The organism is Oceanobacillus sp. CF4.6, assembly GCF_051262635.1.
Classification (GTDB): Bacteria; Bacillota; Bacilli; order Bacillales; family Amphibacillaceae; genus Oceanobacillus.
The window spans coordinates 153225-179024 of the sequence record NZ_JBIMEX010000003.1 but is presented as its reverse complement, the minus strand read 5'-3'; the positions used below and the strand labels follow the sequence as shown (position 1 = coordinate 179024).

Here is a 25800-nt window from a genome sequence, read left to right as displayed (position 1 = left end):
TATTCCCATTATGGGATACTGCAATTGGATATAAACGCAGGAAGCAGAAATTTCTATATTTACCTATTGTTAGACAAAAACGATATAAACATTGATTATCCCTATCATTTATCGCTATAATAGGGACATTAAAGTGATAGATAGAGGCGATAAAATGGATTCATTCCAAAAGAGAGTAAACATTAAACTCCGTACTGTCATTGAAGATAATGGTCAAAAGGAGTACAATGACCAAATCCAGTCAGGCAATTATTTCCGAAAAAAAGATTTGGATGTATTGATCTTTGAGGAAAAGTTAGATGACGGATCCATCATTAAAAATTTAATTACGATCCAGAAACAAAAAGTCAGTATAAATAGATCTGGTGCAATTATTATGAATCAGAAATTTAAGGCAAACCAACTAACAGAGAATATATATCATCATGCCCATGGGAAAATACATATGGAGACATTTACCGAAACGATTGCATATAAGGTGGCAAGCGATTCCGTGGAAGGTCACCTGACCATTAACTATAACGTTCAATTAAATGGACAGGATAAGCGAAAACATAAACTAGAGTTGATATATAAAGAGGAGGAAAATCAATGAACGTTTTGGAACAAACAGAAAACACATTGAAACAGGAAATCGCAGCCGCTGTTATTATGGCAAAGCTTGCAACAGAAGAAGAACTGCCGGCGATTATTCTTGAAAAACCGAAAGATAAAGCACATGGTGATTTTGCAACAAATATGGCGATGCAACTGGCACGTATTGCAAAAAAAGCGCCGCGTCAAATTGCTGATGCTATCGTAGCGAATCTGGATCAGTCCAAAGCTTCCATCGAAAAAGTAGAAATTGCTGGACCAGGGTTTATTAATTTCTTTATGAAAAATGATTTTCTAGGAGAAATTATTCCAACAATCCTACAAGCAGGAGAAAATTACGGTAAAACAAATACCGGTAATGGCGAACGCGTCCAAGTAGAATTTGTTTCGGTTAATCCTACAGGCGACCTTCACTTGGGACATGCTCGTAATGCAGCATTCGGTGATGTGCTTTGTAATGTGCTAACCGCTGCTGGCTATGAAGTGGAACGTGAATATTATATTAATGACGCAGGTAATCAAATCGACAACCTGGGACTTTCTGTAGAAGCGCGTTATCTTCAGGAACTTGGGGAAGATGTGCAAATGCCGGAGGATGGGTACCATGGACAAGCAATTATTGATATTGCAAAGAAACTCGTTGCAGAACATGGAAAAGAATTTGTTACCAAAGATCAATCCGAACGTCTGACACATTTTAAAGAATACGGCTTGAACGCTTCGTTGAAGAGTATCGAAAAAGACTTGCAGGATTTCCGTGTTACATTCGATAGCTGGTTTTCGGAGCGGTCACTTTATAAAAATGACAAAATTACCGATGCATTGCATACATTGGAAGAAGGTAAATTTACGTATGAAAAAGACGGTGCAATGTGGTTTCGTACAACCGACCTTGGCGATGACAAGGATCGAGTGCTGATTAAACAGGATGGCAATTATACTTATTTGACTCCGGATATCGCATACCATAAAAATAAATTGGATCGTGGCTTTGATTATATTATTAATGTATGGGGAGCAGACCATCATGGATATATTCCAAGAATGCGCGCTGCTATCCAGGCGCTTGGGTACCCGGTTGAAAAGTTTGACGTGAAAATTATTCAAATGGTTAACCTTTTTGAAGGCGGAGAAAAAGTTAAAATGAGCAAACGCACAGGGAAGGCTGTTTCATTAAGAGAGTTAATGGATGAAGTTGGCGTTGACGCTGTTCGTTATTATTTTGTAACACGCTCCAATGATTCTCAGCTTGATTTTGACATGGATTTGGCGCGTGCCCAATCCAACGATAACCCAATCTTTTATATACAATATGCACACGCCCGTATTTGTACCATGCTTGAGCAAGCTAAAACGAAAGGCTTTGCAGCAGATGATAACTTTGATACAAACCTGCTAACAGCAGAAAAAGAAATGGATTTGCTGAAGAAATTAGGCGAATTCCCGCAAATCGTAACAGATGCAGCAGAGAAACATACACCGCATAAGGTAACACAATATGTATTCGATCTAGCATCACTGCTGCACAGCTTCTACAATGCGGAAAAAGTACTCGACACAGCTAACAAAGAAAGAACCAATGCACGCATAGCCCTCATGAAAGCAGTTCGCTTAACACTAGCAAATGCAATGGCACTAATCGGCGTATCCGCACCAGAGAAAATGTAGTAACAAATGCGGAAGCATAAGCAAGGGACCTTAGTGCGCATGCACGGTGCAGTTTATCGGCGAATTTCACAAGAATATCGGTGCTTTTTAAATGTTATCGGCGAAATTCCGATTTTATCAGCCAATCCGGGAGTTTTAACGGCGAATCGCCAAACTCCTGGATTTTTCCTTATACAAAGATTCGGAATTTTAACAGAAATCTATTGACTGAATGATCGTTCAGGTTTAAAATAGTAGTAAGTATTTTTATAAAACTATTTATTCGGAAAAATGGAATCGCTATCATTTTAAAGTAGAACAAAAACAAAGGGGGCGCAGTAAATGGAAACTTTTATGATGATAAACTGGATCGCATTTCTAATTATTACGTTTTATGCACTCTATTTATTTGTAAAAGTCGTTACAACAAGAATTGCTTACATAAGACTAGGGCATAAATCCGAGTTTGATGGCGAAATAAAATTGCGCTTGAAAAGGGTCTGGAAGATTGTATTCGGTCAATCCAAACTACTGAAGGATAAAAAATCTGGAACAATACATGTGATGATGTTTTACGGTTTCCTTCTTGTTCAATTAGGTGCGATTGATATGTTCGTAAAAGGACTTTCGCCGGGAAATCATTTACCATTTGGAATGTTCTATCCTGGGTTCGTATTTTTTCAAGAACTAGTTACATTAATGATTCTAGTAGCTGTGGCGTGGGCTTTCTATCGTCGCTATATGGAAAAGCTCGTCCGTTTAAAAAGAGGATTTAAAGCAGGACTTGTTCTGATTTTTATTGGAACACTAATGGTCTCTGTATTATTCGGTAATGGGATGGCTATGATTTGGCATGGACATGACCCGGCATGGACAGAACCTGTTGCAAGTTTAGTAGCAATGACTTTCGGTTGGTTATCAGAAGGAGCAGCAACGGTATTATTCTATATTGCCTGGTGGGTACATACGATTACCTTATTGTCCTTCCTTGTATATGTACCACAATCAAAGCATGCTCATTTAATTGCAGCGCCGATAAATGTTTTCTTAAGTAAACAGGTTCCTGGCAAATTGAAAAAAATAGATTTCGAGATTGATGAAGATAGTGAAGAAGAGGTTACATTCGGCGTCGGTAAGGTAGAAGACTTCGAACAGCATCAAATGCTTGATTTTTATGCCTGTGTGGAATGTGGACGCTGTACAGATGTCTGTCCTGCATCTGGAACAGGGAAAATGCTTTCTCCAATGGATATTATGGTTAAAGTCCGTGACCATTTGACAGAAAAAGGGGCGGCAGTTACAGGAAAATCCGCCTGGGTTCCATCGTATGCTTTTTCAGGTGCAACAGGAAATGTGGCAAGTGCAAATAAAGAGGCAGCGGCTACAGTTCAAAGTGCAAGTCTAATCGGTGATGTGATTACAGCGGAAGAGCTTTCCGGGTGTACAACTTGCCGAAACTGTGAAGATGCTTGTCCAGTAAATAATGAGCATGTGGGAACCATTATTGATTTGCGTCGTTATCTGGTCATGACAGAAGGGAAAATGGATTCCGATATACAACGTGCAGTAACAAATATTGAACGTCAAGGAAATCCATGGGGACTATCCAAAAAAGACCGTATCAAATGGCGTGATGAAGATGAATCTGTTTATATTCCAACAGTTAAAGAACTGAAAAAAGAGGATAAAACGTTTGAATATCTTTTCTGGGTAAGTTCAATGGGATCATTTGATAGCCGCAGTCAAAAAATTGCAATGGCCTTTGCTAAATTGATGAATCAGGCTGGTGTAAGCTTTGCAATTTTAGGTAATATGGAGACAAACTCCGGAGATACGGCACGTCGTATCGGAAATGAATTTTTATTCCAGGAAATTGCAGAGAAAAATATAAAAACATTTGAAAAGAATGGTGTCACAAAGATCGTTACAATTGATCCGCATGCCTATAATATTTTTAAAAATGAGTATCCGGATTTCGGCTACGAAGCAGAAGTATATCACCATACCCAACTGTTATATGACCTTGTGAAAACAGCTAAACTGAAACCCGTGCTGGCGATAAATGAAAGATTAACCTATCATGATTCCTGCTATTTAGGAAGATATAATGGGGTTTACGATCCGCCAAGAGAGATTTTGACAGCAATCCCAGGACTTGAGTTAGTTGAAATGAATCGCAACCGTGAAAATGGAATGTGCTGTGGTGCAGGTGGAGGACTGATGTGGACGGAAGAAACAACCGGAAACCGAATTAATGTTGCCCGTACGGAGCAGGCATTAGCCGTTCAACCGACGATGATTTCCAGCGCTTGTCCGTATTGCCTAACGATGTTAAGTGATGGAACAAAAGCAAAAGAGGTCGATGAAGATATCAGTACATTGGATGTTGCTGAAATTCTGGCAATATCTGTATTCGAAGGAGAACAATCGAAAACTGCATAAGCTAACATGTTAGAATAATAGAGGGGCTTGCTTTGGAGACCCCTCTCTATTTCGAAGTTTGGTGAGCGAGCGTTCAATCGAGAGTTCTGTAGGAAATCAAATCGTAAATAATCCGTAGACCAAATAAGCGAGCTAGTTCAATTTTTCCAAATGTAAATTAGCCATAGCAAAAACGAAATCATAGTTTAAGAAAGGATGAAAATAGATGAGAAAAACAGTTATTGTTTCAGGAGCAAGAACACCATTTGGTAAGTTTGGTGGAGGGTTGAAACCTCTTACCGCATCCGAACTTGGAGGAAAAGCAATTAAGGAAGCATTGACCCGTGCCGGGGTGGACGGTTCTGAAATTGATGAAGTAATCATGGGTACCGTTTTGCAAGGTGGACAGGGTCAAATTCCTTCCCGACAGGCAGCACGAGTTGCTGGCATGCCATGGGAAGTGAAAACCGAAACAATCAATAAAGTATGTGCATCAGGACTTCGCAGTGTAACACTTGCAGATCAACTGATTCGCCTTGGAGATGAAGATATTATCGTAGCGGGTGGAATGGAAAGCATGAGCAATGCACCATACTTTCTCCCAGACACACGTTGGGGAAGCCGAATGGGCGATAAACGCGTTGTCGATATGATGGTTCATGATGGACTGACTTGTACATTTACCGGCGATCATATGGGGAATTATGGGAATTCTACTGCGGAGGAATTTGAGCTAACACGTGAATCACAGGATGAATGGTCTTACCGCAGTCACAGTCGCGCAATCCAAGCAATTGAAGATGGCAAGTTTGCCGAAGAAATCGTTCCCGTTGAAGTTCCGGTACGTAAAGGCAATCCAATTATTGTAGATACCGATGAAGCACCGCGGAAAGATACAACAGTTGAAAGTTTAGCAAAACTAAGACCAGCTTTTGACAAAGATGGAACGATTACGGCAGGAAATGCACCTGGAGTCAATGACGGTGCATGTGCATTTGTTGTCATGGGTGATGACAAGGCAGCGGAACTAGGGAAAACACCAATGGCAACCGTTCTTGGCCATGCAGAAGTAGCTGTAGAAGCTAAAAACTTCCCGCAAACACCAGGACTTGTTATAAATAAATTACTTGAAAAAACGGGACATTCCATAGCGGAAATTGATTTATTTGAAATTAATGAAGCCTTTGCAGCAGTATCACTTGTAAGTGGGAAAATTGCCGGAATCGATAATGAAAAGATTAATGTGAATGGTGGTGCGGTTGCATTGGGTCATCCAATTGGTGCAAGCGGAGCACGTATTATATTAACTTTAATCCATGAACTCAAGCGACGTGGTGGTGGCCTTGGCATTGCAGCGATCTGCAGTGGTGGCGGGCAAGGTGACGCAGTGTTGATCGAAGTCCCGAAGGCTTAATAATTCATTCAAGGAGGAGTATCACGAATGTCAATTAAAAATGTAATGGTTATTGGTGCAGGACAAATGGGGGCGGGAATTGCGCAAGTTTGTGCGCAGTCCGGTTTTGACGTACTGCTCCATGATATGAACGAAGAAGCACTGCAAAAGGGTCTCAAAAATATAGAAAAACTGCTTGCCCGTAATGTGGAAAAGGGGAAAATGTCAGCAGAAGACAAATCCGTAACGATGAATCGATTATCCCCCTCCAGTGATTTAAAGGATGCAGCTGCATGTGATTTGGTTATTGAAGCGGTCGTTGAAAATATGGATGTGAAAACAAATATTTTCCGTGAATTGGATCAGTATGCGCCAAAGCATGCGATCCTTGCTTCCAATACATCCTCCTTACCAATAACTGAAATTGCTGCTGCTACCGATCGACCCGACCAGGTCATCGGGATGCATTTTATGAATCCGGTTCCAATTATGAAACTAGTGGAAATCATCCGAGGACTTCAAACGAGTGATGAAACCTATGAAACGATTAAAGCGATGACAGATGAGCTGAATAAGACGCCTGTCGAAGTGAAAGATTTCCCTGGATTTGTCTCCAATCGTATCCTGATGCCGATGATCAATGAAGCGATTTATACGGTATATGAAGGTGTCGCTTCACCTGAAGATGTTGATCGTGTCATGAAACTCGGGATGAATCACCCAATGGGACCACTCACCCTGGCAGACTTCATCGGACTGGATACGTGTCTTTATATTATGGAAGTCCTCCATGAAGGCTTTGGAGACAGTAAATATCGCCCGTGCCCTTTACTGAGACAATACGTAAAGGCAGGCTGGCTAGGCAAGAAATCCGGTCGAGGATTCTATCAATACAACTAGTAACTCACCCTAAGAGAGGTGTATGAATATGATAATGAATTTTACCGAAGAACAGAATATGGTACGGAAAATGGTTCGTGATTTTGCCCAGAAAGAAGTCGCCGGTGAAATTGATCGAATGGAAGCGGAAGACCGATTTCCGATTGAAGTTGTCCGCAAAATGGGTGAGCTTGGCTTAATGGGAATACCAATCCCTGAAAAATATGGTGGCGGTGGAATGGACTTCACGTCCTATATCAGTACGATTCACGAGCTTTCGAAAGTGAGTGCAACTGTTGGAGTCATATTATCTGTCCATACATCAGTTGGAACAAATCCAATTTTATATTTTGGGAATGAAGCACAGAAAAAAAGATTTATTCCGAAACTTGCAAGTGGGGAGTACCTCGGTGCCTTTGCACTGACAGAGCCTAGTGCAGGTTCGGATGCCAGCAGTCTGAAAACAACTGCCAAAAAGGATGGCGGCAACTATATATTGAATGGTTCCAAGGCTTTCATCACCAATGGCGGTGTGGCAGATACATATATCACCTTTGCGAGGACTGGTGAAAACGCCAAAGATATCAGTGCGTTTATCGTTGAAAAGGATTCACCTGGTCTTGTCATAGGGAAGAAGGAAAAGAAGATGGGACTCCATGGCTCAAACACCGTCCAACTGATTTTTGATAACTGTGTCGTTCCTAAAGCGAATCGATTAGGTGAAGAGGGCAAAGGGTTTCAAATTGCGATGGCCAACTTAAATATTGGCCGGATCGGGATTGCGGCTCAAGGACTTGGAATTGCCGAGGCAGCACTTGATTATGCAGTAGCCTATGCAAAGGAAAGAGAACAATTCGGTAAACCGATCGCAGTTAATCAAGGCATTTCTTTTAAACTGGCGGAAATGGCAACAGCAGTTGAATCGGCAAAACTATTAACCTACCATGCAGCATCCTTAATTGAAAAGGGAATTCCATGTGGAAAAGAAACCTCCATGGCAAAAATGGTTGCGACAAAAGCTGCAATGACGAATGCAATTGAAGCCGTTCAAATATTTGGTGGGTATGGTTATACGAAGGAATACCCTGTGGAGCGGCTATTCCGCGATGCAAAGGTAACAGAAATTTATGAAGGAACAAATGAAATTCAACATATTGTTATTGCCAAGCATTTATTAAAGAATTAAGGAGAGATGAAGATGAATTTTAATTTAACCGAAGAGCAGGAAATGCTCCGTAAAATGGTCCGAGATTTTGCAGAAAAGGAAGTAAAACCAACAGCCGCCGAACGGGATGAGGAAGAACGCTTTGACCGTAGCATTTTTGATAAAATGGCGGAGCTCGGATTGTCTGGAATTCCATGGCCGGAAGAGTACGGTGGAATTGGATCGGATTTTGTCAGTTATGTGATTGCAGTGGAAGAGCTGTCCAGAGTCTGTGCATCTACCGGTGTAACCTTGTCTGCGCATCTATCACTTGCAAGCTGGCCAATCTATAAATATGGAAACGAAGAACAGAAGAAAAACTTCCTGCGACGACTGGCCATCGGCGAAGCATTGGGAGCCTATGCATTATCAGAGCCAAATGCCGGCAGTGATGTCGTAGCGATGAAAACAACCGCCAAGGAAGATGGCGATCATTATGTTTTAAACGGAAATAAAGTTTGGATTACCAATGGTGGGGTTGCAGATATCTATATCGTATTCGCCAAAACAGATGCCGATGCAAAACATAAGGGAATCAGTGCATTTATCGTTGAAAAGGGTACGGAAGGATTCACATTCGGTAAAAAAGAAAGAAAACTGGGAATTCGCTCCTCTCCAACGACGGAATTAATTTTTGAAAACTGCCGTATCCCGAAAGAAAACATGCTCGGTGCTGAAGGGGAAGGCTTTAAAATTGCTATGTCAACGCTGGATGGTGGCAGAAACGGAATCGCAGCTCAAGCGTTAGGAATCGCTCAAGGCGCGCTCGATGCAGCTGTAGAATACGCAAAAGGCCGTGAACAATTCGGCAAGCCAATCGCAAATAACCAAGGGATTTCCTTTAAACTTGCTGATATGGCAACCGAAATTGAAGCAGCCCGTCTATTAACCTATCAAGCTGCATGGCTCGAATCAGAGGGGCTTCCATATGGAAAAGCATCCGCAATGTCTAAATTGTATGCCGGAGATGCAGCAATGCGCATTACCGTCGAAGCAGTACAAGTATTTGGCGGCTACGGCTATACGAAGGACTACCCAGTTGAACGTTACATGCGCGATGCAAAAATAACGCAAATTTACGAAGGAACAAATGAAATTCAGCGTCTAGTTATAGGGAGAATGCTGACGAAGTAGACATACGAGGGAGAGATTCTTAAAAAGCCGAGTCGGGGATAAAGTAGTGAAATTCGCCGATAAAAATGAAAATCAGCCGATAAACCAGGAAATTCAGCCGAAAAAATCGAAAAAATCGCCGATAACCTACCAGTAATCGCCGATAAAAAATGACGAGTGGAGGTAATAATCAGTACCTCATCTCCCACAATTGAGTAGCGGCAATTCACAGAGAGGAGTTCCAACATGCATGAAATCGTTGAACGGATGAAACAAAAGGATGTACGCGCACTAGCAAGGGCGATTACCATGGTGGAAAACGACCATCCAGAAAAGCTTGAGCTACTGAGCGATGTCTTTTCACTGGATAAACACGCCATCTATATCGGAATTACCGGTTCACCAGGTGCTGGGAAAAGTTCGCTCGTGAACCGGCTCATTACGCTTATACGTGATGAGGGAAAAACCGTTGCTATCCTTGCTGTAGACCCTACTAGTCCGTTCAGCGGTGGTGCACTGCTTGGTGACCGTGTACGAATGAATCAGCATTTTACAGATAATGGGGTCTATATTCGGAGTATGGCAACCCGGGGCAGTCTCGGTGGCCTTTCCCGCGGTACAAAAGATTCGATACGAATATGCGATGCGTTTGGATTTGATGTTGTCATTGTCGAAACGGTTGGAGTTGGTCAATCTGAACTCGATATTATGAAAGTAGTCGACACAACAGCTGTCGTCCTCACCCCAAACAGTGGCGATGTACTCCAGATCTTTAAGGCTGGAATTATGGAAATTGCTGATCTCTTTGTTATCAACAAGGCTGATTTGCACGGGGTTGGAAAGCTGAAAGCACTTCTACGAGAGCTTGTGATGAGTTCGGCAACAGAAGATCATATTATCCCAATCGTGAAGACAATAACTACCGAAAACAAAGGAATCGATGAACTATGGGGGAAAATAAACGAACATCATGAATATTTATATTCCACACAGAGCGGGAAAAAACAGCGTGAACAACAGCTTGAACTTGAGGTGCATGAATTAATACGCGAAGAAATCTGGCGAGATATAAAATCATTTATGGAAAAAAGCGATGACCTTCCTTCCATCGAAGCAGATACAGATCCATACCAGTTGGCGAGTGACTTGTTTGCAAAGTGGAAAAAGGAAGGAGGAATGGCAACATGACCGAGGAAAAGATCCATTCATCCGTTAAAGACCAGGAATTAATAACAATACGGAGAAACCAAATCATCAAGGGTGCCATTAAACTTTTTAAAGAAAAAGGATTCCATCGAACGACCACAAGGGAAATCGCAAAAGAGTCTGGGTTCAGCATTGGAACACTCTATGAATATATTCGGACAAAAGAAGATGTCTTATTCCTTGTCTGTGATTCCATCCATGAGCAAGTGAGGGAACGAATTGCACAAGCTGTTGACTTGGAGTATCCATCCATTCCCAATATGCAAAAAGCCATTCGTTCTTTTTATTACTTAATGGATGAGATGCAGGATGAGATTGTAATCCTTTACCAGGAAGTCAAATCATTGAAAAAGGAAACAAGAGCTTATGTCCTACAGAAAGAGCGCGATATGGTAGGACTCATCGAAAAGGTCATTACTGCGTGTACGGAAGATAAACTTTCGAAGCAGGAAGTAGTGCTGCTGGCAAATAATATTGTTGTTGAAGGTCATATGTGGGGCTTCCGCAGATGGATTTTACAAAAACAATTTTCGCTGGATGAATATGTAGGTATGCAAATGAAGCTTATTGATTACGTAATAGAGTGAACCTTCAATCAGTAAGAATCTTATTGCCCGTTAAAGCGGGATAAAAAATGAAATCGCTTTATTTCCTAAACGAGGAGGATGAATGATGGAACAAGTTAACGTGTATTCACCGAAAAACCCTGTCCGGTTTGTGACCGCATCGAGTTTATTTGACGGGCATGATGCATCCATCAATATTATGAGGAGAATCCTGCAGGCAAGTGGTGCAGAGGTTATTCACCTAGGACATAACAGATCGGTGGAAGAAGTAGTTCATGCTGCTATTCAGGAGGATGTTCAAGCTATTGCCATGTCATCCTATCAAGGCGGACATGTAGAATACTTTAAATATATGGTTGACCTATTGAAGGAACTTGGTGCTGAGCACATCAAAGTATATGGCGGTGGTGGCGGTACGATTATCCCACGAGAAATTAAAGAACTTCATGACTATGGCGTGGATTGGATTTTTTCACCGGAAGATGGACGTAAATACGGATTGCAGGGCATGATTAACCGCATGCTTGAACAGTCTGATTTTATCCCACCCATCGATATGAAAAAGGATTTGGAAAAACTTCAGCAGAGCGATCGGAAGGCAATTGCAAAATTTATTACGTACGTGGAAAGCGATCAAAGTGATCCAGACGAAAAACAGCGGGTTCTCGAATCTTTAAAAGAAAAAGGAAACAAGGATATTCCAGTACTTGGAATTACCGGAACAGGTGGTGCAGGTAAAAGTTCATTGACAGATGAGTTAATTCGTCGTTTTATGAATGAAGTGAATGGTAAAAAAGTGGCAATCATATCCATCGATCCAACAAAAAGGAAAACAGGTGGCGCATTGCTTGGAGACCGTATCCGCATGAATGCTATTTTCACGGACCGGGTTTACATGCGGTCCTTGGCAACACGAGATTCCAGATCGGAACTGTCAAGAGCCATTCAGGACGTTATTGATGTTGTCCGTGCTTCTGGCTATGACTTTATTATTATTGAAACGAGCGGGATTGGTCAGGGTGATGCGGCTATCACGGAAATCACAAATCTTTCCATGTATGTCATGACAGCAGAATTCGGTGCACCTACACAACTGGAAAAAATTGACATGATTGATTATGCAGATTTTATCGTCATTAACAAATTCGAACAAAAAGGTTCAGAGGATGCCCTGAATCAGGTCCGCAAACAATATGAACGGAGCCATATGCTTTTCCACCAGGATAAAAACAAATTTCCTGTGTATGGAACCATTGCAAGTCAGTTTAATGATGCTGGTACAAATGCGTTATTTGCATCACTTATTGATACATTGAACGCTCAATACCATTGGGATGAAACGATAGATTTTGAGAGAAATATTATTTCAGAGAAACAAAACAGCATCATTAACAATGATCGTAGAGACTATTTACGTGAAATCGCAACACATATTCGGAACTATCACCAGCGAGTTGATAAACAGAGCACTATCGCTAGAAAGCTTTATCAGCTGGAGGGAACGAAAGAAGTAGTGGAAGATGAAACGGTTATGGAAGTTCTTGATCAAACGATTGATCAATATCGTGAACAATTAGACCCCGAGGCAAAAAAACTGCTTCACTCCTGGGATGCTCTGAACGAAAGCTATCGTGGAGACACAATGACTTTTTCCATCAGAGATAAGGAAATTGACATGGATATAACAACCGAATCATTATCTGGCCTTAAAATTCCAAAAGTGGCATTCCCAAGATTCCAGGATTGGGGCGAACGTCTAACATGGCTGCTGAAGGAAAATGTGCCGGGATTCTTCCCGTTTACAGCAGGTGTTTTTCCATTTAAACGAAAAGGGGAGGACCCAACTCGCCAGTTTGCAGGTGAAGGAACCCCGGAACGGACCAACCGCCGCTTTCACTATCTTTCTAAAAACGATGACGCAAAAAGACTGTCGACTGCCTTTGACTCGGTGACATTGTACGGGGAGGACCCAGCCGAACGCCCTGATATATACGGGAAGGTTGGCGAAAGTGGAGTTAATATTTGTACGCTAGAAGATATGAAAAAGCTGTATGCTGGTTTCGATTTAACGAATCCGCTTACATCGGTTTCAATGACAATCAATGGCCCTGCACCAATTATTTTGGCTATGTATTTCAATACAGCAATTGATCAGCAAGTGGAGATATTTAAAGCGGAAAACGGTCGTGATCTAAACGAAAAAGAGTATGTGGAATTGAAGGATAAAACCATTTCTGTTATCCGAGGCACCGTACAGGCCGATATTTTAAAAGAAGACCAAGGGCAAAATACATGTATCTTTTCCACCGAATTTGCATTGCGAATGATGGGCGACATTCAGGAATATTTCATTGAAAAAAATGTCCGTAATTATTATTCCGTCTCCATTTCGGGATATCATATTGCAGAAGCGGGTGCAAATCCAATTACACAGCTTGCTTTTACATTGGCAAACGGGTTTACGTATGTGGAGTACTATTTAAGCAGAGGGATGGATGTGAATAAATTTGCACAGAATTTATCTTTCTTCTTTTCCAATGGACTGGATCCGGAATATACGGTTATCGGTCGTGTTGCACGCAGGATTTGGGCAATTACGATGCGCGATAAATATGGTGCCAATGAACGAAGTCAGAAACTGAAATATCATATTCAGACATCGGGTCGCTCCTTGCATGCACAGGAAATTGATTTCAATGATATCCGTACAACGTTGCAGGCGGTATTAGCAATTCAGGATAATACGAATTCATTGCATACGAATGCGTATGATGAGGCCATTACGACTCCAACAGAAGAATCGGTAAGACGCGCCATGGCTATCCAAATGATTATCAACAAAGAATTCGGTCTTGCGAAAAATGAGAATTCCCTGCAAGGTTCGTTCATTGTGGATGAACTGACAGATCTTGTGGAAGAAGCGGTATTGCAGGAATTTGAGAAAATGAATGACCGTGGAGGGGTGCTTGGTGCAATGGAGCGTCAATACCAACGTGGGAAAATTCAGGAAGAGTCCATGTATTATGAAGGTAAAAAACATTCCGGAGAACTTCCCATTGTCGGCGTCAATACCTATCTAAATCCGAATCCACCATCAGATGAAAAAATGGATTCCATGGAACTGGCACGTGCTTCCAAGGAAGAAAAAGAACATCAAATTACCGAATTAAGAAAGTTCCAGAATACCCACAAAGACAAAGTGGAAGAAGCATTGCAACGCCTCAAGCACATTGCAGCATCCGGCGGAAACGTATTCCAAGAACTACTCGAAACCGTCAAAGTAGCAAGCCTAGGCCAAATCACAACTGCCCTCTATGAAGTCGGAGGACAGTATAGAAGGAATATGTAAAAGAGAAATGCGGAGGCGACTGTTCAGAAACGCAGGCATAAGCAAAACGCCGAAAAGCGCATGGTCTTGGCGCTTGTAGGTGGATTGCTTATGACCGGAGTTTCTAGGAGCCGCAGCTGGACAAAAATGAAAAGTGCAGCGGGCTTGCCTATGCCCCGTAGTCGCTAGCCCACGCGAAACTGGACAAAAATGAAATGCGGAGGCGACTGACCAGAAACGCAGGCATAAGCAAAACGCCGAAAAGCGCAAAAGAAAAGCAGCGGGCTTGCCCAATAATCCGTCCATATAAAAAAACAAAAAGCATGGAAACTTGTGAAATCAATTTAATCTCACGTTTTCATGCTTTAATTCTGGCGTCTTGCATATATAATTGATTATAATGTAAGATATGTTTATTCTAAATGAAAAATGGTATAGTTAAGAATGTATTTTAAGTACGTGAAGTTCATGAATATAAATCTAGGCGTAACAAAAGCCTTTAATATTTTAGTAAAGGGAGTGCATGGCCGTGAGCATGGATAATTATAGCCGCGAAGAATTAAAAGATATGTCAATGATGGAAATGGCAACTAAAATCTTATTCGAAGAGAAGAAAGCAGTTAATTTCAGAGAACTATTCGATAAAATTGCTGAGATCAAAGGATTTTCGGCGAAACATAAGAAAGAAAATATCTCGCAGTTCTATACGGATTTGAATGTGGATGGCAGGTTTATTACACTTGGCTCTGGAATGTGGGGCCTTAAGCGCTGGTATCCAGTCGAACAGGCGGAAGAAGAGTTAACAGAAGTACCGAAAAAGAAAAAAGTTAAAAAGAAGAAAAAGAAAGCTGTTGAAGCTGAAGAACTAGATATCGTGGACGACGATATTGCAGAAGTTGTAGCCGATGACTTTGATGACGACGACCTTGACGATGACGATTTGGATGACGACTTTGACGAAGATGATGATGAAGATTTGGAAGAAGAAACCGACGACGATAAGGATAAGGATAAGAAATAAAAGGGTTGCTTGACATTTTGAAGGAGTATGAGTACAATCTTTATTGGGCTCTTTGAATTCAAAAACCAAAAGCGTTTCCCCAGGTATCATGGGGAAACGCTTTTCTTATTTTATTTTCAAGTTGTTAAGCAATAATAAAGATACTAACATTATAAGACAAGGTAGAAAGAAGGATGAATCGTGACTAAATATATATTTGTAACCGGTGGAGTTGTTTCTTCATTAGGTAAAGGAATTACAGCTGCTTCACTTGGCCGCCTACTGAAAAATCGTGGGTTAAAAGTGACTATCCAAAAATTTGACCCATACATTAATGTGGACCCGGGAACAATGAGCCCGTATCAGCATGGTGAAGTATTTGTAACAACGGATGGCGCAGAAACGGACTTGGATTTGGGACATTATGAGCGTTTTATTGATATTGATTTAACGAAATACAGTAATATTACAACAGGAAAAGTATATTCCAGTGTCATTCGAAAAGAACGCCGTGGCGATTATCTTGGAGGGACAGTCCAAGTAATTCCGCATATTACAAATGAAATTAAAGAACAGGTTTACCGTGCAGGCGAAGCAACAGGTGCAGATGTTGTCATTACGGAAATCGGTGGTACGGTTGGTGATATCGAATCCTTGCCATTCCTTGAAGCTATCCGCCAGATCAAGAGTGATGTAGGTAGAGATAGTGTCATGTACTTGCATTGTACCCTTGTGCCATATATTAAAGTTGCTGGTGAAATGAAAACAAAACCAACCCAACACAGCGTGAAAGAATTACGTTCATTAGGTATTCAGCCGGACGTGATCGTGTTACGTACCGAGTTCCCAGTCAGCAAAGAAGCGAAAGAGAAAATCGCATTGTTCTGTGATATCAATGAAAAAGCGGTTATTGAAATGCTTGATGCCGATACATTGTACCAGGTTCCAATCGCACTCCAAGAGCAAAAACTCGATCAATTAACTTGCGATCACTTTGGTCTGGACTGTGGAGAAGCAGATATGGATGAATGGAAAAAACTCGTATCCAAAGTTAGGAATTTAAGTAAAAAAATCGACATTGGCCTAGTAGGAAAATATGTTGAGCTTCCGGACGCTTATTTATCTGTAGTGGAGTCGCTGAAGCACGCAGGATATGATTTTGATGCGGACATTAATGTTCACTGGATTAACTCCGAGCAATTAAATACAGAAGCAATTGAATCTGAACTGTCACAAGTGGATGGAATTCTCGTTCCAGGTGGCTTCGGAGACCGTGGAATTGATGGTAAAATTGAAGCAATTCGCTATGCGCGTGAAAACAATATTCCATTCTTTGGAATTTGCCTTGGTATGCAACTTGCGTCCGTTGAATTTGCTCGTAATGTCGTAGGGCTTGAAGGTGCACATTCGGCCGAAATTAATCCGAATACGCCATATCCAATTATCGACCTATTGCCTGAACAGAAAAATATTTCGGATATGGGTGGTACGTTAAGACTTGGAGCATACCCATGTAAATTGCAAGAAGGTACGAAAACAAAAGAAGCATATAACGGAGCAGACACAATTGAAGAACGTCACCGCCACCGTTATGAATTCAATAATGACTATCGTGAACAAATGGCTGAAAAAGGCTTTATCTTCTCTGGTACAAGCCCGGATGGCCGATTAGTGGAAACGATTGAACTTGAGGACCACCCATGGTTTATCGCTTGTCAATTCCACCCTGAGTTCACATCCCGTCCTACAAGAGCCCAAAGCTTATTCAAAGGCTTTATCGGTGCCTCTGTAAAACAAAACAGTAAAACGAAATAAACAAAATTAAGGGCCGCTCATATGGAGGAATTCCAGAGGAGTGGTCTTTTCTGTATTTCGAATCAATTTAAATGAGTTGATTTGGGAATTATTTGAAATTAAGCAGGATTATTTTGAGTTGCATCGAACTAATAAACGAGGGGGATATTCGAGATTAGGGGGAAATACATATGCCAAAAGAGATATTAGTCGTTGATGATCAGCCAGGAATCCGTTTGCTTTTAAACGATATTTTAACCAGTGAAGGTTATCGGGTTTCACTAGCGAAAACGGGTAAAGAAGCGTTGGATAAAATAAATCAAAAGTCATTTGATTTAATGATTTTAGATTACAAACTGCCGATCATCGATGGAAAAGAGGTTTTAAACATATTAGAAAAAGAGAAAATTGATATCTCTGTAATATTAATGAGTGGTATGGCTGAAAATATTAGAGAAGAAATTGAAAAAAATAATTTGGTCAAAAAAGTTATTGCAAAACCTTTTAATATAAAGGATTTCTGCGTGCAAGTCGAAGAAATTTTGCTGTAAGATTTTTTTCTGCATTCCTTACTTGTTGCGCCAAACAGTAGGAGTTGGTATTCTTATACTGTAAGTAAAATTAGTTAAGGTTTTTTGAGTATAGTTCAAATAGAAGGATAAAAGACCTGAGAAGTTTGAAGTGGCGAAGCTCTTGTTAACGGAATGCATGGATTTAATACGTGACAGGCGCAGGTAGCAAGCCAACTAGAAACATCAATGTCATTTTTACCGGAATTTTTGAACGCGCTCTATGAATAAAAGTTCTAAGGAGGATTTTCCAATGCCGTTAGTATCTATGAAAGAAATGCTTGAAAATGGAAAACAGAATGGTTATGCAGTAGGACAGTTCAATATCAACAATCTAGAGTATATCCAAGCAATCCTGCAGGCTGCAGAAGAAGAAAAGTCACCAGTTATTCTAGGTGTTTCTGAAGGCGCTGGTAAATATATGGGTGGTTTTAACGTTGTTGTTGCAATGGTAAAATCATTAATGGAATCATATGGTACGACTGTTCCGGTTGCTATCCATTTAGACCATGGTTCAAGCTTTGATAAATGTGCACAAGCTATCCATGCAGGATTTACTTCTGTAATGATTGATGCTTCACATTCTCCAATAGAAGAAAATATTGCTTTAACTCAAAAAGTTGTAGAGCTTGCTCATCTTCATGGTGTGTCTGTTGAAGCTGAGGTTGGTACAGTAGGTGGAGAAGAAGATGGCGTAATCGGTGGTGTTATGTACGCGGATAAAGATGATTGTAAACAGCTTGTTACTGAAGCTGGCATTGACTGTCTTGCACCGGCTTTAGGGTCTGTACATGGCGAATATGACGGAGAACCAAACCTAGGCTTTGCTGAAATGGAAGAAATCCTAAATCTTGTACAAGTTCCTTTAGTATTACATGGTGGTACAGGAATCCCAACAAAAGATATTAAAAAAGCAATTTCATTGGGAACAGCAAAAATTAATGTAAATACAGAGAATCAACTTGCACAAGCAAAAGCAGTTCGCGAAACTTTGAACGCAAAACCAAATCTTTATGATCCACGTAAATACTTAGGACCTGGTTCTGAAGCAATTAAAGCAACAGTTAAAGGTAAAATGCGTGAATTCGGCTCTGCACAACAAGCTTTATAGGAGCGGAAGGCTACAAGATCAAAATAAATAAAGTTTAAAGCTGTTCCTTTTGGTTCAGCTTTTACGTACATACACAAAAAATATAGGAAAAGCGAAGGTGACTATACATGAAATTTTTTATTGATACAGCAAACATTGAGGAAATTCGTCAGGCTAATGAACTTGGAGTGTTAGCAGGAGTTACTACAAACCCTAGTCTGGTTGCTAAAGAAGGCGTTTCTTTTCATGAACGTCTACGTGAAATAACTTCAGAAGTAAAAGTTGGATCTGTTAGTGCAGAAGTTATCGCTGAAGATGCAGCAGGTATGATTGAAGAAGGTAAGGAATTGGCTGCAATCGCACCAAACATTACTGTGAAAGTCCCAATGACATTGGAAGGACTAAAAGCTGTTAAAGCATTTAGTGACCTAAACATTAAAACAAATGTTACATTGATCTTCAATGCTAACCAAGCATTACTTGCTGCACGTGCAGGAGCAACCTATGTATCACCATTCCTTGGACGTCTGGATGATATCGGTCAAGACGGAATGACATTAGTAGCAACAATTGCAGAAATTTTCGATCGTCATGATATTAGCACAGAGATCATTGCTGCATCAATCCGCCATCCACTACATGTTACAGATGCAGCGGTAAATGGAGCACATATTGCAACAATACCTTATAATGTTTTAGCTTCACTTGTGAAACATCCATTAACAGATCAAGGAATTGAAAAATTCATGGCAGATTGGAATAATCAAAAATAATTGTATGAAATTGGCAAAAATGAAAAAGATAAGTACAAGAGTTAGTTCTAGTACTTGGTAACAAGCATCGGTCTTGTAAATTTTCCAGGACCGAACTACTACATGAAATGACGTGTGTTCAAATATTTCTTTGGACAACCTCTCAGGAACGAGGTATTCAAATGCAGAAATTGTTAATTGAAGGTGGCCATGAATTAAATGGCGAAGTTCGAGTCAGCGGAGCAAAGAACAGTGCGGTAGCTTTGTTGCCAGCATCCATTTTGGCAGATTCAGCGGTTACCATCGAAGGACTTCCGGAGATCTCTGATGTTCAAACACTAGGTGACCTTCTGGAAGAAATTGGTGGGAGTGTATCCCTAAATGGACAGGCGATGACAATCAACCCTGAAAAGATGGTTGCAATGCCATTGCCGAATGGGAAGGTGAAAAAGCTGCGTGCCTCCTATTATTTTATGGGAGCGATGCTTGGTAAGTTCAATAAAGCTGTTATTGGACTCCCGGGAGGCTGCTATCTTGGTCCACGACCTATCGATCAGCATATTAAAGGCTTTGAAGCACTCGGAGCCGAAGTCACAAATGAACAAGGTGCTATCTATTTGCGTGCAAAAGAGCTGAGAGGTGCCAGGATTTATTTGGATGTGGTCAGTGTAGGTGCAACCATTAATATAATGCTTGCTGCCGTAAAGGCAAAAGGTAAAACAGTAATTGAAAATGCAGCGAAAGAACCAGAAATTATTGATGTTGCAACATTACTTACCAATATGGGTGCAAAAATTAAAGGTGTAGGTACAGATGTGATTCGTATTGAAGGTGTCTCCTCACTGCATGGATGTAATCACACCATCATTCCGGACCGCATCGAAGCAGGCACATATGCAATTGCAGCTGCTGCGCAGGGGAAAGAAGTTATTATTGATAATGTTATTTCCCAGCACATGGAGTCACTCATTGCAAAGTTACGTGAAATGAATGTCACTGTAGAGGAAAGCGATGAACAACTTTACATCGCCAGAAGAAGCCCATTAAAGAGCGTGGACGTAAAAACACTCGTTTACCCTGGATTTCCAACAGATCTTCAGCAGCCATTCACAACACTATTAACAAAAGCAACCGGTACAGGTGTTGTAACAGATACAATCTATTCTGCAAGACTGAAACATATTGATGAACTAAGAAGAATGAATGCTGTCATTAAGGTGGAAGGTGGATCTGTAATTATTTCCGGTCCTGTTCAATTGGAAGGTGCAAGAGTGAAAGCAACCGACCTCCGTGCCGGTGCTGCACTGGTGATTGCCGGTCTAATGTCCAATGGCATTACAGAAGTTACCGGAGTGGAGCATATTGACCGAGGCTATCAAAGAATTACAGAGAAATTAACCAACCTCGGCGCAAAAATCTGGCGCGAAGAAATGACGGAACAAGAAATTTTACAATTTCAAAATTCATAACAATAGCGGTAGCGACCGTTTAGGGACTTACGGAGGTCTAAGGATGTCCACTAGACCCTGGTCGCTGCAGCTAACCGTTCAAAATCTTACACCATGACCAACCCTTATAAAGATATTTTTTTTGGATGAGAAGCCTTAAATAAATTGCTAAATGAATAAAGGAAGCCAATGGTATGTTGGCTTCCTTTTCTATAACTATAGTATCTATCAAAGAACTTCTCCATTTCATACAAGGCACGAATAAAGCATTAATATTAAATATTTATTAAAATGATATTGAATATTGCCTTCTAAAAGAGTAATATAATATATGTTTAATACAGGCATATCTTGGCGAATCTATTTGTACACGGAAAACTGTGTCCATCATTAGTAAAAAGAATCTTGAGACTTCTATTAAAGCTTCTGTTAAACTCTGCATTTCTTCAAGGACATCCTTCCATTAGAAGTGGAAAAATCAAAACAATTTTATACAGCAATTATTTATTTTTTGTTAATTTTATGTAATTAATCGTGGTTAAAAATGCGGTAATCAATAAGCAACATCGCAATTTTTCCCGCAGAAAAGGTAAACCTTCCTAACAAAAGATCAAAGGAATAGGCGTGGTGATTGAATGGACACATTAACAATCTCTAATTTAGAGACAATGACATTAAAAGAAATTTATACATTGGCCAAAGAATATAAAGTATCTTACTATTCTAAACTGACCAAAAAAGAACTTATTTTTGCAATTTTAAAAGCGCAGGCAGAGAAGGACGGTTTTCTGTTTATGAATGGCGTGCTGGAAATCATCCCTTCAGAGGGGTTCGGTTTCCTGAGACCCATTAACTATTCGCCAAGTGCTGAAGACATCTACATTTCCGCATCCCAAATCCGTCGTTTCGACTTAAGAAATGGGGATAAGGTATCTGGTAAAGTACGTCCTCCGAAAGAAAATGAACGATATTATGGTTTATTGCATGTGGATGCAGTTAACGACGAAGACCCGGATTCATCAAAGGAACGGATACACTTTCCTGGCTTGACCGCTCTTTATCCAGATCGTGCAATTAAATTAGAAACAGAATCACACATACTTTCAAGCCGAATTATGGATCTCATGACACCGGTCGGATTCGGACAGCGTGGCCTAATTGTTGCACCACCAAAGGCTGGTAAAACAATGTTGATTAAAGAAATTGCAAACAGCATTTCAAAAAATCATCCCGAAGCAAAGCTGATTATTCTGTTGGTTGATGAACGTCCGGAAGAAGTAACAGATATTGAACGATCCGTAGCACCAGATGTGGATGTCGTTAGTTCAACATTTGATGAAGTGCCAGAAAGTCATATCAAAGTATCTGAGCTTGTACTGGAACGTGCAATGCGTTTAGTAGAGCACAAACGGGATGTTATTGTACTTATGGATAGTATTACACGCTTGGCCCGTGCATATAACTTGGTTATCCCACCAAGTGGACGTACGCTTTCAGGTGGGATTGACCCAGCTGCATTCCATCGTCCGAAACGTTTCTTCGGGGCAGCAAGAAATATCGAAGAAGGCGGAAGTTTCACCATCCTGGCAACAGCACTTGTAGAAACAGGATCCCGTATGGATGATGTTATTTACGAAGAATTTAAGGGTACAGGTAATATGGAACTCCATCTCGCCCGTAGTTTGGCAGAACGCAGAATTTTCCCTGCCATAGACGTGTTACGTTCCGGAACCCGTAAAGAAGAACTGCTCGTTGATAAAGGTCACTTAGATAAAATGTGGGCAATTCGTAAAACGATGCAAGATTCACATGATTTCCTCGAACGCTTCCTAAAACGACTAAAAGCATCAAAAAACAACGAAGAGTTTTTACAGGCAATGGATGAGGAAATGAAGCGAAAAGGCATGTCCAAATAGGGAAAGAGCCGTAACTTATTATCCCATGACTTTGGGAAAAATAAGTTTGCCCCTATTGCAATCGTACTGCCAGACTGGTATAATCTTTCTATGTGAGTTTAGATAAGGTGTAATGCCACCTATGACGGCTCTTGCAATAACTCTGTTTCTCAGGACTCAGGGCAAAAAGGAGTGGAAGAACATGAAAAAGGATATTCATCCAGAGTACAGGAAAGTAGTTTTTCTTGATACTAGTTCAGAGTACAAATTCTTGAGCGGATCAACAAGAGGATCTAACGAAACAATTGAATGGGAAGATGGTAACACATACCCATTAATCAAAGTCGAGATCAGCTCTGATTCACACCCATTCTACACAGGTAAACAAAAAGCAGACAAAGTCGGCGGCCGTGTAGACCGATTCAAGAAAAAATATAATATGAAATAAGAAGGCTGAGGCGATTGCCTAGCTCTTATCAATTCTAGAAGGACAGGCAAAATGTCTATATTTTGCCTGTTTTTTTACTTTTATATTTGAGAAAAAGGTTAGTTATGTCGAAATTAGTGGTAAACTAATCACGGTACATAAAGATAATTTACCGTGATGAGAGGGGTTCACAACATGTATGTAATGAAACAAAGCGGCTGGGTGGAGGTAATATGCGGTAGCATGTTTTCCGGAAAATCAGAAGAACTGATTCGCCGCGTGCGCAGAGCAACCTACGCAAATTTATCCGTCCGCGTATTCAAACCGGCCATCGATGACCGCTATGATGATACAGCAGTCGTCTCTCACAACGGCACATCCACCATTGCTCGTCCCATTCAAAAATCAGTAGAAATACTTGACCATATTGATCACAATGTTGACATTGTTGGAATAGATGAAGTCCAATTTTTTGATGAGTTAGTTGTAGAAATCGCTGAAGAACTTGCGAACAGAGGCATCCGCGTAATTACAGCAGGACTGGACACAGATTTCCGTGGCGAACCATTCGGACCGGTACCAAAGCTGATGGCACTCAGCGAATCCGTAACCAAACTGAATGCAATCTGCCCAATATGTGGATCTCCAGCAAGTCGCACCCAGCGCCTGATTAACGGCCATCCGGCATCCTACGATGATCCAATCATCCTTGTCGGCGCATCCGAGTCCTATGAACCAAGATGTCGCCATCACCATGACGTACCCAACAAACCAACCAGCAACCTGATTCAAAATCAGATAAAAGCTGTGAAATAGAATGAAAAGCATCCAGCGTGGGTGCTTTTTTAATGATGATTGGCGGATAAAGTTAATACATTCGCGGAATAATCGAAAAAAACGCGGAATAAACAACTAAGTTGAAAAATAAAGGAGGAAATGAGCACTCGGTTGTAGAAATAGGATTCATGAAAAGGAGTGATTTTATAAAATGATTGTGAAGCAACATGACAAATTAATCGAAGTGTTAAAGTTAGAGGCGTTAGAAAGTAGGATTGCCATTTATCATCCGAAAAAAGAGAGAGTAGTAACCGATCTGAAAAAAAGAAACTGGCAATAAAAAGAGTCGTACTTATCAATTCGCCGATAAAAGTACTGAATTCGCCGTAAAATTTCCAAAATCGCCGATAAATCAGGAAAACCGCCGATAAACTGGCTATATCCACCGATAAAATCGGAAAATCCGCCGATAAAATTTTTGATCTCTATTCGGAGTAGTCTCACTCCCGCACCCACCCGGCCCGCGAACCAACACCAACACCCGCACCCAAACCATCCGCCGCCAATTGACCACAATACCTGCTTATACTATAATTAGACTGTTAATCAGAAAGAGGTGTCCGTGATGTTAGATCGTTTACAAACATTGGAAGATCGTTATAATAAATTGAATGAGATGCTGAGTGATCCAGAAATTATAAGTGACACGAAAAAACTGCGTGAATATTCGAAGGAACAGTCAGGACTGCAGGATATTGTGCAGGTATATCGTGAATATAATGATGTATCAAGTCAGTTGAAAGATGCAAAGGCAATGCTGGAAGATAAATTGGATGCTGATATGCACGATATGGTGAAGCTTGAAATTGATGAGCTTAATGAAACCAAAAAAGAGTTGGAAGAGAAAATGAGAATTCTCCTGCTTCCAAAAGATCCAAATGATGATAAAAACGTGTTTATGGAAATTCGCGGTGCAGCGGGTGGAGATGAAGCGGCATTGTTTGCTGGGGATTTATATCGCATGTATACCCGTTATGCCGAGAGCCAGGGGTGGAAAACGGAAATAATGGAAGCAAGTTCCACAGGTGTTGGTGGCTATAAAGAAATCATCTTTATGATTGACGGGAAAGATGTTTTTTCCAAACTGAAGTATGAAAATGGAGCACATCGTGTACAACGGGTGCCAGAGACAGAATCTGGTGGACGGATCCATACGTCAACTGCAACGGTTGCTGTTTTACCTGAAGCAGAAGAAGTCGAAGTGGAAATTCATGATAAGGATATTCGTGTGGATACTTTTACATCGAGTGGACCTGGTGGGCAAAGTGTAAATACAACGATGTCTGCGGTACGTCTGACGCATGAACCAACTGGTACTGTCGTTTCCATACAGGATGAAAAATCACAAATTAAAAATAAAGAAAAAGCAATGAAAATATTGCGTGCCCGTGTGTATGATAAATTCAACCAAGAAGCACAGGCGGAGTATGATGAGAACAGAAAATCGGCAGTAGGAACCGGTGATCGTTCGGAGCGTATCCGTACGTACAATTTCCCGCAAAACCGTGTGACAGATCACCGTATCGGGCTTACGATTCAGAAGCTGGATCAAATTGTGCAAGGTAAATTGGAAGAATTTATCGATGCATTAATTATGGAAGAGCAAGCAAAGCGTCTGGAACAGATTGGAGAATAAG

21 protein-coding genes are annotated in these 25800 nt (G+C 40.9%); all 21 read left to right on the top strand.

Annotation, left to right across the window (positions count from 1 at the left end):
* Positions 1-154: 154 nt before the first annotated feature.
* Complete coding sequence (locus ACHABU_RS07735; protein ID WP_435764009.1) at positions 155-595, top strand: DUF1934 domain-containing protein; 441 nt, start codon at positions 155-157, stop codon at positions 593-595.
* A complete protein-coding gene (argS, locus tag ACHABU_RS07730; RefSeq protein ID WP_435764007.1) occupies positions 592-2262 on the top strand; it encodes an arginine--tRNA ligase in 1671 nt (556 codons plus the stop codon). Before ACHABU_RS07735 ends, argS begins: the two co-directional genes overlap by 4 nt.
* 321 nt (positions 2263-2583) lie before the next feature.
* Positions 2584-4683 (top strand): (Fe-S)-binding protein, encoded by a 2100-nt coding sequence (locus tag ACHABU_RS07725; protein WP_435764005.1) that lies wholly within the window; start codon positions 2584-2586, stop codon positions 4681-4683.
* 205 nt (positions 4684-4888) lie between these two features.
* Positions 4889-6076 carry an acetyl-CoA C-acetyltransferase gene (locus ACHABU_RS07720; protein WP_435764003.1) on the top strand — a complete coding sequence of 396 codons (1188 nt, stop codon included), beginning with the start codon at positions 4889-4891 and terminating at the stop codon, positions 6074-6076.
* Between the two features lie 27 nt (positions 6077-6103).
* Complete coding sequence (locus ACHABU_RS07715; protein ID WP_435764001.1) at positions 6104-6955, top strand: 3-hydroxybutyryl-CoA dehydrogenase; 852 nt, start codon at positions 6104-6106, stop codon at positions 6953-6955.
* A 28-nt stretch (positions 6956-6983) separates the two neighbouring features.
* A complete protein-coding gene (locus tag ACHABU_RS07710) occupies positions 6984-8120 on the top strand; it encodes an acyl-CoA dehydrogenase (RefSeq protein ID WP_435763999.1) in 1137 nt (378 codons plus the stop codon).
* Between the two features lie 12 nt (positions 8121-8132).
* Positions 8133-9272 (top strand): acyl-CoA dehydrogenase, encoded by a 1140-nt coding sequence (locus ACHABU_RS07705; protein WP_435763997.1) that lies wholly within the window; start codon positions 8133-8135, stop codon positions 9270-9272.
* A gap of 225 nt (positions 9273-9497) precedes the next feature.
* Positions 9498-10439, top strand: a complete 942-nt coding sequence (meaB, locus tag ACHABU_RS07700; RefSeq protein ID WP_435763995.1) for a methylmalonyl Co-A mutase-associated GTPase MeaB — start codon at positions 9498-9500, stop codon at positions 10437-10439.
* Complete coding sequence (locus ACHABU_RS07695; protein ID WP_435763993.1) at positions 10436-11044, top strand: TetR/AcrR family transcriptional regulator; 609 nt, start codon at positions 10436-10438, stop codon at positions 11042-11044. The genes meaB and ACHABU_RS07695 overlap by 4 nt, the downstream gene beginning before the upstream one ends.
* Positions 11045-11129: 85 nt before the next feature.
* Positions 11130-14372: a fused isobutyryl-CoA mutase/GTPase IcmF gene (gene icmF / locus ACHABU_RS07690; protein WP_435763991.1), complete on the top strand. Its 3243-nt coding sequence runs from the start codon at positions 11130-11132 to the stop codon at positions 14370-14372.
* 514 nt (positions 14373-14886) lie between these two features.
* Positions 14887-15372 carry a DNA-directed RNA polymerase subunit delta gene (gene rpoE / locus ACHABU_RS07685; RefSeq protein WP_435764198.1) on the top strand — a complete coding sequence of 162 codons (486 nt, stop codon included), beginning with the start codon at positions 14887-14889 and terminating at the stop codon, positions 15370-15372.
* Between the two features lie 180 nt (positions 15373-15552).
* A complete protein-coding gene (locus ACHABU_RS07680; protein WP_435763989.1) occupies positions 15553-17166 on the top strand; it encodes a CTP synthase in 1614 nt (537 codons plus the stop codon).
* Between the two features lie 170 nt (positions 17167-17336).
* On the top strand, positions 17337-17696 hold the full coding sequence (locus ACHABU_RS07675) for a response regulator (protein WP_435763987.1): 360 nt from the start codon (positions 17337-17339) through the stop codon (positions 17694-17696).
* A 271-nt stretch (positions 17697-17967) separates the two neighbouring features.
* Complete coding sequence (gene fba, locus ACHABU_RS07670) at positions 17968-18825, top strand: class II fructose-1,6-bisphosphate aldolase (protein ID WP_435763985.1); 858 nt, start codon at positions 17968-17970, stop codon at positions 18823-18825.
* Between the two features lie 107 nt (positions 18826-18932).
* A complete protein-coding gene (gene fsa, locus ACHABU_RS07665) occupies positions 18933-19577 on the top strand; it encodes a fructose-6-phosphate aldolase (protein WP_435763983.1) in 645 nt (214 codons plus the stop codon).
* 161 nt (positions 19578-19738) lie between these two features.
* On the top strand, positions 19739-21025 hold the full coding sequence (locus ACHABU_RS07660) for a UDP-N-acetylglucosamine 1-carboxyvinyltransferase (RefSeq protein WP_435763981.1): 1287 nt from the start codon (positions 19739-19741) through the stop codon (positions 21023-21025).
* Between the two features lie 614 nt (positions 21026-21639).
* Positions 21640-22920: a transcription termination factor Rho gene (rho, locus tag ACHABU_RS07655; RefSeq protein ID WP_435763979.1), complete on the top strand. Its 1281-nt coding sequence runs from the start codon at positions 21640-21642 to the stop codon at positions 22918-22920.
* 181 nt (positions 22921-23101) lie between these two features.
* Positions 23102-23347 (top strand): type B 50S ribosomal protein L31, encoded by a 246-nt coding sequence (locus tag ACHABU_RS07650; protein ID WP_379497448.1) that lies wholly within the window; start codon positions 23102-23104, stop codon positions 23345-23347.
* A 174-nt stretch (positions 23348-23521) separates the two neighbouring features.
* Entirely contained in the window at positions 23522-24142 is a 621-nt protein-coding gene (locus ACHABU_RS07645) for a thymidine kinase (RefSeq protein WP_435763976.1), read from the top strand.
* Positions 24143-24314: 172 nt separating this feature from the next.
* Positions 24315-24443, top strand: coding sequence for a hypothetical protein (locus tag ACHABU_RS07640; protein ID WP_435763974.1), 129 nt, complete (start codon positions 24315-24317; stop codon positions 24441-24443).
* Positions 24444-24728: 285 nt separating this feature from the next.
* Positions 24729-25799 carry a peptide chain release factor 1 gene (gene prfA, locus ACHABU_RS07635; RefSeq protein ID WP_435763972.1) on the top strand — a complete coding sequence of 357 codons (1071 nt, stop codon included), beginning with the start codon at positions 24729-24731 and terminating at the stop codon, positions 25797-25799.
* The last annotated feature ends 1 nt before the right edge of the window (position 25800 follow it).